Source organism: Proteus myxofaciens ATCC 19692 (assembly GCF_001654855.1).
Classification (GTDB): Bacteria; Pseudomonadota; Gammaproteobacteria; order Enterobacterales; family Enterobacteriaceae; genus Proteus; species Proteus myxofaciens.
Genome location: NZ_LXEN01000081.1, coordinates 44,349 through 56,951, shown reverse-complemented (window position 1 = coordinate 56,951; position 12,603 = coordinate 44,349). Strand labels below are relative to the sequence as shown.

General features: G+C 35.7%; 13 protein-coding genes. 4 read left to right on the top strand and 9 right to left on the bottom strand.

The genetic code is table 11. The features are described 5' to 3' along the window. Together M983_RS08760 and trmL are read left to right on the top strand one after the other, a co-directional pair. On the top strand, positions 1–939 hold a 939-nt coding region (locus M983_RS08760; protein WP_066749696.1), incomplete at its 5' end, for a nucleotide sugar dehydrogenase. A gap of 11 nt (positions 940–950) precedes the next feature. After that, positions 951–1,454 carry a tRNA (uridine(34)/cytosine(34)/5-carboxymethylaminomethyluridine(34)-2'-O)-methyltransferase TrmL gene (trmL, locus tag M983_RS08755; RefSeq protein WP_066749695.1) on the top strand — a complete coding sequence of 168 codons (504 nt, stop codon included), beginning with the start codon at positions 951–953 and terminating at the stop codon, positions 1,452–1,454. Between the two features lie 181 nt (positions 1,455–1,635). On the opposite strand, the gene cysE is transcribed toward trmL, so the two are convergent. The 4 genes from cysE to M983_RS08735 form a co-directional block, all read right to left on the bottom strand. After that, positions 1,636–2,457: a serine O-acetyltransferase gene (cysE, locus tag M983_RS08750; protein ID WP_066749694.1), complete on the bottom strand. Its 822-nt coding sequence runs from the start codon at positions 2,455–2,457 to the stop codon at positions 1,636–1,638. Positions 2,458–2,518: 61 nt separating this feature from the next. After that, positions 2,519–3,538 carry an NAD(P)H-dependent glycerol-3-phosphate dehydrogenase gene (gpsA, locus tag M983_RS08745; protein WP_066749693.1) on the bottom strand — a complete coding sequence of 340 codons (1,020 nt, stop codon included), beginning with the start codon at positions 3,536–3,538 and terminating at the stop codon, positions 2,519–2,521. Then, entirely contained in the window at positions 3,538–4,005 is a 468-nt protein-coding gene (gene secB, locus M983_RS08740; protein ID WP_066749692.1) for a protein-export chaperone SecB, read from the bottom strand. The genes gpsA and secB overlap by 1 nt, the downstream gene beginning before the upstream one ends. Positions 4,006–4,074: 69 nt before the next feature. Beyond that, positions 4,075–4,512 carry a rhodanese-like domain-containing protein gene (locus tag M983_RS08735; RefSeq protein WP_066749691.1) on the bottom strand — a complete coding sequence of 146 codons (438 nt, stop codon included), beginning with the start codon at positions 4,510–4,512 and terminating at the stop codon, positions 4,075–4,077. A 511-nt stretch (positions 4,513–5,023) separates the two neighbouring features. On the opposite strand from M983_RS08735, the gene envC reads away from it, so the two are divergent. Both envC and M983_RS08725 read left to right on the top strand, forming a co-directional pair. Then, positions 5,024–6,316, top strand: coding sequence for a murein hydrolase activator EnvC (gene envC, locus M983_RS08730; RefSeq protein WP_066749690.1), 1,293 nt, complete (start codon positions 5,024–5,026; stop codon positions 6,314–6,316). 2 nt (positions 6,317–6,318) lie between these two features. Beyond that, positions 6,319–7,302: a divergent polysaccharide deacetylase family protein gene (locus M983_RS08725; protein WP_083954579.1), complete on the top strand. Its 984-nt coding sequence runs from the start codon at positions 6,319–6,321 to the stop codon at positions 7,300–7,302. Between the two features lie 469 nt (positions 7,303–7,771). Here M983_RS08725 and M983_RS08720 read toward each other — a convergent pair whose 3' ends face one another. From M983_RS08720 to M983_RS08700, 5 genes are all read right to left on the bottom strand, one after another. Continuing rightward, positions 7,772–8,323, bottom strand: a complete 552-nt coding sequence (locus M983_RS08720; protein WP_066749689.1) for a hypothetical protein — start codon at positions 8,321–8,323, stop codon at positions 7,772–7,774. A 76-nt stretch (positions 8,324–8,399) separates the two neighbouring features. Next, the gene (gene afaD, locus M983_RS08715; RefSeq protein WP_167348679.1) at positions 8,400–8,738 is read right to left on the bottom strand and encodes an AfaD family invasin; all 339 of its coding nucleotides are present in this window, start codon (positions 8,736–8,738) and stop codon (positions 8,400–8,402) included. Positions 8,739–8,843: 105 nt separating this feature from the next. Continuing rightward, the gene (locus tag M983_RS08710) at positions 8,844–11,294 is read right to left on the bottom strand and encodes a fimbria/pilus outer membrane usher protein (RefSeq protein WP_066749687.1); all 2,451 of its coding nucleotides are present in this window, start codon (positions 11,292–11,294) and stop codon (positions 8,844–8,846) included. Between the two features lie 15 nt (positions 11,295–11,309). Further along, positions 11,310–12,050, bottom strand: a complete 741-nt coding sequence (locus tag M983_RS08705) for a fimbria/pilus periplasmic chaperone (RefSeq protein ID WP_066749686.1) — start codon at positions 12,048–12,050, stop codon at positions 11,310–11,312. Positions 12,051–12,297: 247 nt separating this feature from the next. Beyond that, complete coding sequence (locus M983_RS08700) at positions 12,298–12,549, bottom strand: helix-turn-helix domain-containing protein (RefSeq protein ID WP_066749685.1); 252 nt, start codon at positions 12,547–12,549, stop codon at positions 12,298–12,300. Positions 12,550–12,603: the final 54 nt, after the last annotated feature.

Sequence of the window (12,603 nt, the reverse complement as noted above, 5' to 3'; positions counted from 1 at the left end):
GTTATTATTGCCACACCAACAGATTATGATCCTAAAACTAACTACTTCAACACCTCTTCTGTAGAGTCTGTTATCCGTGATGTTTTAGAATATAATCCAAACACCACCATGATTATTAAATCAACGATCCCGGTTGGTTTTACTCAAGAAATGAGAGAAAAATATAATACTAACAATATTATATTCTCCCCTGAGTTTTTACGTGAAGGCCGTGCACTTTACGATAACTTATACCCTTCTCGTATTGTTATTGGTGAACAATCAGCAAGAGCACAAAAATTTGCTGATCTTTTACAAGAAGGTGCATTGAAGAAAGATATTGATGTACTTTTCACAGACTCTACTGAAGCCGAAGCAATCAAACTGTTTGCTAATACCTATTTAGCACTACGTGTCGCTTATTTTAATGAGCTAGATAGCTATGCCCAAGCTTATGGTTTAAATGCAAAACAAATTATCGAAGGGGTTTGTTTAGATCCGCGTATTGGTAATCATTATAACAATCCATCATTCGGTTATGGCGGTTATTGCTTACCAAAAGATACTAAACAATTGTTAGCAAACTATGACGCGGTACCTAATAATATTATTAGTGCCATCGTTGAAGCTAATCGCACACGTAAAGATTTTATCGCAGATTCCATTATCGCTAAATCACCTAAGATTGTTGGTGTATATCGCTTAATTATGAAATCAGGTTCTGATAATTTCCGCTCTTCTTCAATCCAAGGCATTATGAAACGTATTAAAGCCAAAGGGATTGAAGTAGTCATTTATGAACCAGAAATGAAAGAAGATACCTTCTTTAACTCAAGATTAATCCGTAATCTGGATGAGTTCAAAACAATGTCTGATGTCATTATTACTAATAGAATGGCCTCAGCACTAAACGATGTTGAAGAAAAAGTTTATACTCGTGATCTCTTTGGTAACGATTAATCTCATTTCATATGCTCAATATCGTCTTATTTGAACCGGAAATCCCACCCAATACGGGTAATATTATCCGCCTGTGTGCAAATACAGGCTTTCATCTTCATTTAATCCAGCCTCTTGGTTTTACTTGGGATGATAAACGTCTACGTCGTGCAGGGCTTGATTATCGTGAGTTTGCTGATATTAAACAACATCATGATTATTATGCTTTTTTAGAAAGCGAAGGATTAAGCCCTGATAATGCACAATCACCAACCGGTGCTCGTGTATTTGCCTTAACGACAAAAGGTACACCAGCACATAGTAATGTCAGCTATCAGGATGGAGATTATCTTCTTTTTGGTCCTGAAACACGGGGTTTACCCCCTTATGTGTTAGATAACATGCCAACACAGCAGAAAATCAGAGTCCCAATGCTTGCAGATAGTCGTAGTATGAATTTATCAAATACTGTGGCTGTTGTTGTTTTCGAGGCTTGGCGGCAGTTAGGTTACCCTGGGGCATTATTAAAAGATTGATTAGTATGATGTTTAAGGCCATTAATACCTAGCCTGCTAAGCTTAATTATCTTCTATGAAAATAAAAAGGCGCTAATTGAATTAATTAGCGCCTTTTTATTTTTAATATTGTCTATATCACGTCAAACTAAACAGTAAGATGCCAACAAGTTAATCATTCTTTTATAGCAAACTACCTTTATTAAATCCCATCACCGCATTCAAAGCCTGGTACCACACCGTTAAAGTGCTGATCCATCTCGAAAGAGGGCATGTCACTTGAGGGTTTACCCACAATTCTGGCAGGGACTCCAGCAACCGTAGTATGTGCAGGAACGGCATGTAAAACGACAGAGCCAGCACCAATTTTAGCACCACGACCAATTTCAATATTGCCTAAAATTTTAGCGCCTGCACCAATCATAACGCCTTGTCGCACTTTAGGGTGTCTATCGCCACACGTTTTTCCTGTTCCGCCTAATGTCACTGATTGTAAAATAGAGACATCATTTTCAACGATAGCAGTTTCACCAATAACAATACCTGTGGCGTGATCAAGCATTATGCCATGGCCAATACAAGCAGCAGGATGAATATCAACACCAAAAGTCACTGATATTTGGTTTTGTAAGTAAATCGCTAATGCTTGTCTTTCTTGAGCCCATAACCAATGGGCTATACGATAAGCTTGTAAGGCATGAAAGCCTTTTAAATAAAGCAACGGGGTTGAATATTTATCAACAGCGGGGTCTCGTAAGCGAACAGCCGAAATATCATAAGCGGCTGATTCAATCATTGAAACATCGCTACGATAAGCTTCTTCAACAATTTCTCGCACAGCAATAGCCGGCATGGTTTGTGTCGCTAATTTATTTGCCAGCATAAAACTAAGGGCACTACCTAAGTTTTCATGCTTAAGTAATGTCGCATGGAAGAAACTTGCCAACATAGGCTCGCAATCTGCCAACGCTCTTGCTTCACTTTTAATATGATCCCAAACTCGTTTCAGTTCTTCTAGCGACATACTGACTCTCATTCTTTTTATATTAAAGCAAATAATGAAAATGAATCAATTTGCAAAATAATTAAGGTAATGTGCTGTCTATCTCGTCTTTTGTTGCTCGCCCTAATAAGGCAGAAGCAGCCTCTTTGACATCTTTATGTTGATATAAAATTTGATAAATTTGTTCTGTGATAGGCATTTCAACACCGACTTTTTCAGCTAATGCTCGCACTTCTTTTGTATTGCGATAGCCTTCAACAACTTGCCCTATTTTGTCTTGCGCGGTATCAACGTCAATACCTTGACCCAGCATCATACCAAATCGACGATTTCGCGACTGATTATCAGTACACGTTAAGACTAAATCACCCAACCCTGCCATACCCATAAAAGTCGCCGCATCAGCACCGAGTGCTTTACCTAATCGGCTCATTTCAGCAAGGCCACGTGTAATTAAGGCGGTACGGGCATTGGCACCAAAGCCCATACCATCAGACATACCAGCACCAATCGCGATAACGTTCTTAACAGCGCCACCTAATTGCACACCAATAAAGTCTGGATTTTTATAAACACGAAAGCTTTTACCACAATGAAAAAGCTGTTGAAGCTCTTCACAATAATCATTATCTGTTGAAGCAACAGAAATCGCGGTAGGTAAGCCTGCAGCAAGTTCTTTCGCAAAAGTAGGGCCTGATAACACAGCTAACGGGATTTCATTACCTAATACTTCACGCGCAACATCTTGCAATAAACGGCCTGTATGTGCTTCAAGCCCTTTTGTTGCCCAAACTATACGTGAGTCTTGGCGTAAAAAAGGTTTGATTTGTTGTAATACATCACCAAAAACATGGCTGGGTACAACAACGAGAATATTACGGCTAGCTTCTATCGCTTTTTGTAATGAAGCTTCCATATATAAACTATCAGGAAAGGAAACATCCGGCAGAAAAGCCTGATTACATCGTGCTTGTTCTAAAGCAGCAACGTGTGCAGGATCATGCCCCCAAAGTACAACATTGTGGCCATTACGTGCTAAGGTAATCGCTAAAGCGGTGCCGTAAGATCCGGCACCGAGAACAGTCATAGAAGCGTTGTTCATTAAGCTTCTTGAGCTCCTTCGTTAGTTCCATCTTGTTGCTGTTGTAAATAGTTCATAAACAACGCATCAAAATTTACTGGCGCTAAGTTTAATTGTGGGAATGTACCACGGCCAACTAAATTGGTAATACACTCACGAGCATAAGGGAACAGAACGTTAGGGCAATATGCACCTAAACAATGCGCCAGTTGTGTTCCTTCAATGCCTTCAACAGTGAAAATACCCGCTTGCTGAACTTCACACAAGAACGCATTTTCATTATCCATAGTTGCAGTGACAGTCACACGTAAAATAACTTCATAGACATTTTCAGCCAATGTATTAGATGAAGTATCTAAATCTAATTTTACTTCTGGTTGCCACTCTTTTTGAAAAACTTGTGGGGCTTTTGGCGCTTCAAAAGAGACATCTTTGGTATAAATACGTTGAATTTGGAAAGACATCTCTTGGTTTTGCTGTTCTGACATAATAATCTTACCTTTTTATATCCTTATTTAATGAATAGCAGTAAGTATAGAACTCAATCTGCCCGCTCGTTACTTTTTACCTTTAGAAAGAGGTAAATTATCACCACTCCAGCCTGAAAGACCATCTTTTAGAATAAAGACTTTCTCAAAGCCTAATTGAGTCAGGCTTTCAGCAGGTTTTGCACCTTCAATACCTGATGGTGATACAACAATAACTGGCTGAGATTTATATTTCTCTAACTCAGCAATATTGTTATTTTTAATTTCAGAAGGCGTCAAATTGATAGAATCAATGATGTGCCCTTTACGGAACTCATCACGGCTACGGATATCGACACACACCGCATTCTCTTTATTTATCAACGCAATCGCTTCTGTACGGGAAATGTTTTTCGTCTTAGAAAACAGTCCTTTAAAGGTCAATACGATGACCGCCACCAGCAATCCAACCCAAATAACACTTAATAGGGGGTGACGACTGAAAAATTGCATAACTTCTTGCAGCATAGGATGCAATCACTCTCGTTAGTTAAAAAATAGTATCAAAGAGCCAAAGTATACCTTTGTCATGACGCAATTACAGCCTATTCCTGCTTTTCTCTTGCAGTTTTTGCGGAAAGTTTCTCAACAATCATTTTTTTTATTGCCGTATTTATGTACCATTATCTTCTGAAAATCCTATAAATAAAGGTAATGCCTTTTTAAATCTACAGGCTCCCCTTCTACCAAGCTATAAGTAAAACGGCATTCTTAATAAACTTACATTGCATCACTTTTGTCTTAACGCTTTTCTATAAAGCGACATTAGAAGGCTAATAGCGTGATATTCTGGTGCATTGTGATACTGATTGGCTGTTTTTTCCTCTTTAGGAAAGATAATGCTTTATAATATCGTTTTAGTTACATAAATTATCTGTTAAGTATTATCTGAAATTAAGGCTTTATTTCGTGTTAACTGGTTAGTTGTAAAGGGACATGAAATAATCTTCTAAACTGTTATGAAAGGTATGTTGGTCAGATGGCAGAGAAAAAGGATCTTCAAAAACAACCTCATCAGCCTATTCGCGTATTTTCTTTACCGTTAATTGCGTTACTTATTGGCACCTCTTTTTTGCCTATATCTCACGTTTTTGCTAATACGTTAACGGATAATCGCTCTCAACTTAAAGATTTACAAACGACGATTGCAGAAAAAGAGAAACGCGTTCAAGAACAAAAAAAGCAACGATCTGCCCTATTAGGACAATTAAAAGATCAAGAAACTCAGATTTCTCGTGCAGGTCGTTCTGTCCATGAAACTCAAAACCGCTTACAAACACTGAGTAAAGAAATAACAACTATCACCGCTAATATCGCGCGATTACAAAAGCAATATAATTCACAACAAGCATTATTAGCTCGACAAATGGATGCGGCTTATCGTCAAGGTAAACATCAAGGCATTGAACTGTTATTTCGTGGTGAAGAAGGCCAACGTGAAGAACGAATTTTAGCGTATTACAGCTATATTAATGAAGCGCGCAAAGAAACGATGGCGCAACTAGAAACAACATCAAAAGAGCTAGAAAAAGAAAAGGCCGCTCAACAAACTAAACAAAGTGAACAAAAGCAAGTTCTCGCCAAGCAACAACAAGAAAAACAAAAACTTGATAGTGCACTCACGGCGCGTCAAAAAACACTTACGCAACTTGAATCTACACTTAAAGAAGATCAGCGTAACTTAGTCACAATGCGCGCCAATGAATCACAACTAAGAAATAAAATTGCACAAGCTGAGCGTGAAGCAAAAGCACGAGCAGAACGAGAAGCAAAAGAAGCTGCACGTATTGCCGCGAAACAGCGTGAAGCACAACAACGAGGTTCAACGTATAAGCCAACCTCAGAAGAACAATCGCTGATGTCGCGTACTGGTGGTTTAGGCAAACCAGCAGGACAAGCTATTTGGCCAATTAGAGGCTCTTTATTACACCGCTTCGGTGAATCTATATCGGGCTCTGGCGAACTACGCTGGAAAGGTATTGTTATACCCGCAGCACAAGGTACTGAGGTAAAAGCGATTGCTGATGGCAGAGTCTTACTTGCTGATTGGCTACAAGGTTATGGTTTAGTCGTTGTTGTTGAACATGGTAAAGGCGATATGAGCCTTTATGGTTATAATCAAAGCGCTTTAGTTAATGTAGGGCAACAAGTAAAAGCAGGACAGCCTATTGCGTTAGTGGGTAATAGTGGTGGGCAAGAACGTTCAGCACTTTATTTTGAAATTAGACGACAAGGTAAAGCGGTTAACCCTGTACCTTGGCTTGGGAGGTAGTTTTGACGTTACTTGGCACATTACAGCGCAAAGTCTCTTTTATACTTAGTGTTACTTTACTGAGTATAGTAATGAGTACTCCTGCATTTGCAGCCAAATTAGCCATTGTTATTGATGATTTTGGTTATCGTAAAAAAGAAGATAACCAAATTTTACAACTCCCTACGCCTATTTCTATTGCGATTTTACCAGATTCACCTCATGGCAAAGAAGCAGCGATAAAAGCGCATGCTCAAGGACGAGAGATTCTTATTCATATGCCAATGTTGCCTATCAGTAAGCAACCTTTAGAACAAAACACCTTAAAACCGTCTATGGGGCAAGAAGAAATTGACCGTATTATTCAGCACGCGATTAGTAATGTGCCTTATGCTGTCGGTATGAATAATCATATGGGAAGTGCTATGACATCAGATAGACAAGCTATGGATAGAGTGATTAAAGCACTCAATCATTCCCATCTTTATTTTCTTGATAGTGTCACTATTGGTAATACCCAAGCAGCAATTGCAGCCCAAGCAGCGGGAGTGCCTTCATTACGTCGCCATGTCTTTTTAGATAATGTTCAAACCGAAGCTGAAACTCGTCAACAACTTAATCGAGCCATTGCATTAGCAAGAAAAAACGGTTCAGCGATTGCTATTGGTCATCCTCATCCATCAACCGTTAGAGCATTACAACAACAACTTCCTTTATTACCCGCTGATATTGAATTGGTTGCACCTAGTGTGTTGTTAAAACCACTATCAACCACACCAAAAGAGCCGATTAAACCTAAAGTAGAAGCAGAGAAAGAACAGCCTAAGACACAAAAACCCGCATCGTGGTTAAAACCTGCTCAGAAAGCGATAATCTCAATAAAAGAAAGTACGTTACTTAATGTACTTTCTAATAAAGGAAAAGAGCATCAGCCAAATGATCACTCTTTCGAAAATGGCAATACACATTCAGTAGAAATAATGACGAATGAGGCAGAACTAAAATAAAGCTAATAAATAAAAACAATAGCTCATTAACTGCTAAAGCTGAATAAACATGAGCTATTGCTAATTAAGAATGATTTTTCCCAATTTTCCCCATTATATGTAAGAGAACACACAATGCTGATGGTGAGCCTAACATTTCTAAACCAATATCAAAGCCATCTATATTCCTAACCATATGCGGGAACAATCTACCTTTATGAATCAATTATTCAATGTGGAGATGGGATTAGCATGAAAAAGTTATTATCTTTAAATGAAAAATATATGATTTATTATTTACAACAATCCGATTTAACGGACAAATAGTAGGAATAAGGTAAGAAGAGTAAGATAAGAATATAAAAACGAATATTCATAAAAAGTACAATACCGTTACCGTTGAACATTTTATGAGTATTAGGCGTACTCCCTCATAAATGAACAAATACGCCTATAATTATCTAAATAGCATAATTAACTACATGATGAATTAGTTAGTAAATTCAACAGCATCAACGGATACCACATAAGTATCTGCTGCTATAGTTTGATCTCCAATTGTTTGGTTTGTTTGAACGGTATAAGTTGGGTTACTACCTTTTAATCCCATGAACTCTCTATTATCACCATTCATCGTAATGACATCGTTGCTATCAGCAGCACTTGAAGCTAATTCTAAAATAGCGATATTCTGATTATTATTTTTACCTTTGAAGATTTCTATTTGGCCACCTTTATTGTTATGTCCAGTGATACCGGTAGCCATACCAAAACCCGGTGTAAATGCGATTGCAATATCATTGCTATCTGATGAGCTGATTTGACCATTCGCAACAACAGTTTTAGCTGGAATTGAGCCCGCAGTTAAACCAGATACTGGGGTTAAGGTATTTGTTAGCTCAGTTGCAGCAGAGAAGGTAATGTCCGCTTGGGCAGTCGCTGGAGATTTACTGATGATTGTACCATCGGCTGCTGATGCTGCATAACTTGTCATAGCCATAGTTGCGCCGATAATGGTCGCCATTAATTTAGTGTGTTTCATTTTACTACTCCTATTTTAAATTTACATCTTTACGATATAAATAAATATTCAATATTTATTTATATGTGGTTTTTAATTAATTTATGTAACTTCCACCATTTAATTCAATTGTGTACGTATCAGGTACAACGTTTTGTTTCCCATCAACATACAAAAAGAATTCTTTTATTTTACTTTTATCGGTTGATATAAGTGCTGATTGATTATCATCATATAACCACTCTTTTCCTGATATTTTTACTTTTAAGAAATTACCGTTACGACCGATTAAATACCATTTTCCATCCGATATATTTTTATTCATTTCTTTATTAGATAATAAATAAAACCCATCATGATCTCCGGCATACAATATATTACCGCTACCAATTAAGGTATTATCAAATATCGTTCCAGCAAGCATACCTTGATTCATTACTATATTAATTCTAACGTCCTCAGCCAATGAGGATATTGGACACAATATTATTGCTATACTGATAATGGTATATATAATTCTATTAATGAATATTAAATACATTTACTTGCCTTGTTCGCAGGTAGAGTTGAATATATAAATCCCGTTGGTTTGATTTTTTTCATTTGAAATATCATAATCAAATGAACAACTGTTATTTTTCCATGAAATTATAACGTTAGATTTATCAGGAGCCCCCACTATAAATACTTGTTTATTTTCATCGACCAAACCGGCCATTTGTTGTTGACCATTAATCCTAGCGATTGCACCAAATGGAATATCTAAACCTGATGAAAGTTGAACTAATAATTTATTACCTTTACGTGTTTTAAATCTAGCATCAACAATGGCACCTTGAGTTGGTATAACTTTAACGTCCGTTTGTGGTAATTCAATATTATCAGGTAAAGTTACAGGGTCGATAGATACCGTATTTATATAATATGGATTCAAATTAGGCTGTAACGTATACCCGCTATAGTCTGTTTTAACGCCTGGAAATCCAACAACCTTACTACCATTACTATCAGGCACACTAACAAGTGCCGATGTATCACTGATTGGCTGACTAAATACAAGGTTATCTTTGGTGATTAACGCACCCCCTGAGAAACTAACTGCTGCATTTTGTGTATCTTTATTGTAGGAGTAGTTTAATGTTGAGTTTCCATAAGTATCTTTCCAACCTAAATACAGTGATGAGCTATTATTATAATTTTTAGTATCGTAACGTTGGTTTATATCCCATGATAATTGTTGGTTATAACCGCTTCCATTTAATCCGATTAAATTAGAATTAGAATCGCTTCCTTGTGAAAACATTTGGTATCTAAATCGAGTATCTTTACCGAATAATTTATCTAATGGTATGCTAGCTTGTAAATTAAATGTATTTTCTGAGGTTTCTCTACCATTAGTCTGAGTTAAATATCTTCTTGTTGCTCCCATCGATAAATAAACATTGCTTATTGTTGTTCCATAATTAATAGAATAAAAATTTTGTGCTGGTGAGTTATAATAGCTATCTCGACTTCCTGATAAGCTTATATTGCCATACCCCATCAAACTCTGTGATAATGATACTGATAATCTTGATTTTTTCTTATTTCTAATATAATTGTCATAGCTATAAGATTCTAAGGTATCCGCTAGCTCATTGTAATGACTCGTTGCATACTGATAACTAGAAACAGTAAGCATAGTATTAGTTGAATCAAGTATTTTACTATACTGTAATTTCCACGCTTCCCCAGTTTCTCTTGATGCATTATTTAATGTCGCATTAGAAACTATACCGCTTATAGAAACAGCGCCCAATGTACCTAAATTCGCACCAATCCCTAAAGAACCTGAATTATAATGTTTCGCCCCTTGGGCACCGCCATATACCGTTAAATTCCATGGAAGACCATATATCACAGTAAACTGCGCAACATTACGATCTTTGGGCTTATGACCTGAAGGACGATACTCACCAGCCATAAAACTATAATCAAGAAAACCTTGTTTAACTGCAATGGCAGGTTTGTTATAAGGAACGATAAAGGTCTGTTTCGTTCCATCGGCGCCTTCAACGGTAACATCTAAATCACCACCAGAAATGCCTAAAGGAATATCTGTTAAATTAAATTCTCCTGCAGGTACTGTCGTACTGTATATAATATAACCATTTTGTCTTACTTCTACCGTTGATGTTGAACTAGCAACACCTTTTATTTGAGGAGAAAAATTTTTCTCCTCACCACTGTACATATTAGAATCTGTTGCTAACATTCCCCCCCTAAACGGGATTGAGTCAAAAACAGTACCTGCCGTATAGCTATCGCCTAGGATCAAACGATTTTTATACTTGGGAAAACCTCTTTCAACACTGGTATAAACATTTTCCCAATGTGAGTTTTCATTTTTTTGTTTAGTCCAGTTATACTGCGCATTTACACGCCAAGCTTTATAGGTAATTTTCGGGTTAAATTGTAAATAACTATAGTTATAATCATTATTTTGTGTATGAGTGTAGTTATTGTTTATTTTATAGTTCATCGAAAAGGCATTTATACCATCATCCCATAAACGTACTGGAGCCATATTATTTCGAGAATTATTTAATATATAAATTTGAGGTACTTCAATATTAACCGTCTGATTATTAATAGAGTAAGAAACAAAAGCATGATTAATTTTATTAATATCTAGACATGCATTATCTCTATTTTTCATTTCCTCAATAGACTCTTTGGTAAATCCATACTCAAGTAATTTTAATTCGCTAAGACAAGGATATAACTTACCATCTCTTTTCATATTAAAATCTAAATCTAGTGAATCGACTAATTTATCATTTACAAAAATATCGACATAATAATTACCTGGAGGTTGTTGGTCATTATTTATTTGCTCTAAGTCAATGGATGCACTATCAACCCCTAATGCTCTACTATCGAATGAATAAGGTTTAGCATTAACGCTACATATACACAGTAAATAACATGGTAATATCAGAACTAATTTCATTTTAGTTTTCCGAATCTATAGATTAGTAACTTTGCTACTTGAAATACCTCCAATGTCAGTAATTACTGACCAAAGAATCTTATTTACTGTAATATCCTTTGGTAAATTAAACTCTTTTTTACTAAATGGCTCAATATAGCCAGATTTTTTGATATTATGTCCATCGATAGAAATAGAATTAAAGTTAATATAGTAACCAGTAGGATTATCTACTATTAATTTTCCATCTTTCTTAGACCATACCAAAGAGGATGCTGCTTCCTCAGAAGTTCCTCGTAATACATTGGGTCTATTAAATATTTTTATGCAGGTTTTCACATTAATTTTAAAGTCAATAATTGGTGAGTTTTTCTTGTGTGTTTCGTTCCATTCATCACTATCATCACTTGGCGGTACACCGAGTACACAGAGCCAATTCAATGTTTCCTGATTAGGCTTATTCTCTGATTTATCTATCTGAGTTAGTCGTATTTTACTATTTTGTTTTTCATCTATTTTAAATAACGTAGGTGTTGCTATATACGATTTTAATATATTTTTTTTATCACCAGACAATATTGTAGGTCTAACCAGCATTGGGTATCCCTGCTGATTTGATACAGTAATAGACACACCTTTAGAATCGGGATGATAAATGATTCTGCTAGAGTTTAACTTTAATTGAAAATAATTATAATTTGTTGCTATGTCTTGACTAGAATAAGCGCTCAATGAAACAAATAGATACGACAATAGTATTCCAGGCATTATTCGCATAAATACACCTTTGCTATAAATAAAAATATTATTTTTCTGATAAACTTAAGAACTTACATAAAGCTTATATTAACTAACATTAAAATATAGATAAATTACTTCACGTTAATATAAAAATAAAAAAACCATTAACATTTTATTAAAAAATATCATAAACACTCATTCACTATTTAATGAATTAATTTAAAAATTATTTTTTAATAAAAAATATTGAGGTTAATTTTAATCTATCGATTATTAATAATTTTCATAGTTTAACATCATCGTATCCATATAAAACCTCTTGAATAAAATCACTAAAACTCTTGTCTAAAATATTTAAAAACCTACAGACATGCACCAAATTAAATGAACATTTACCATGTTCACAACGAGATATATGCTGTTGGCTTAGCATCATTCTACGAGCTAATTCTGTTTCGGTTAAACCTTTAGTCATTCTATTTTTTCTTATGAAATTTCCAATTCGCTTATTTAGATCAGATTCTTCATTATTCATAATTAACTCTATCTATTATTCTTGATGATTATTTAATATGAAAAATACTACGCC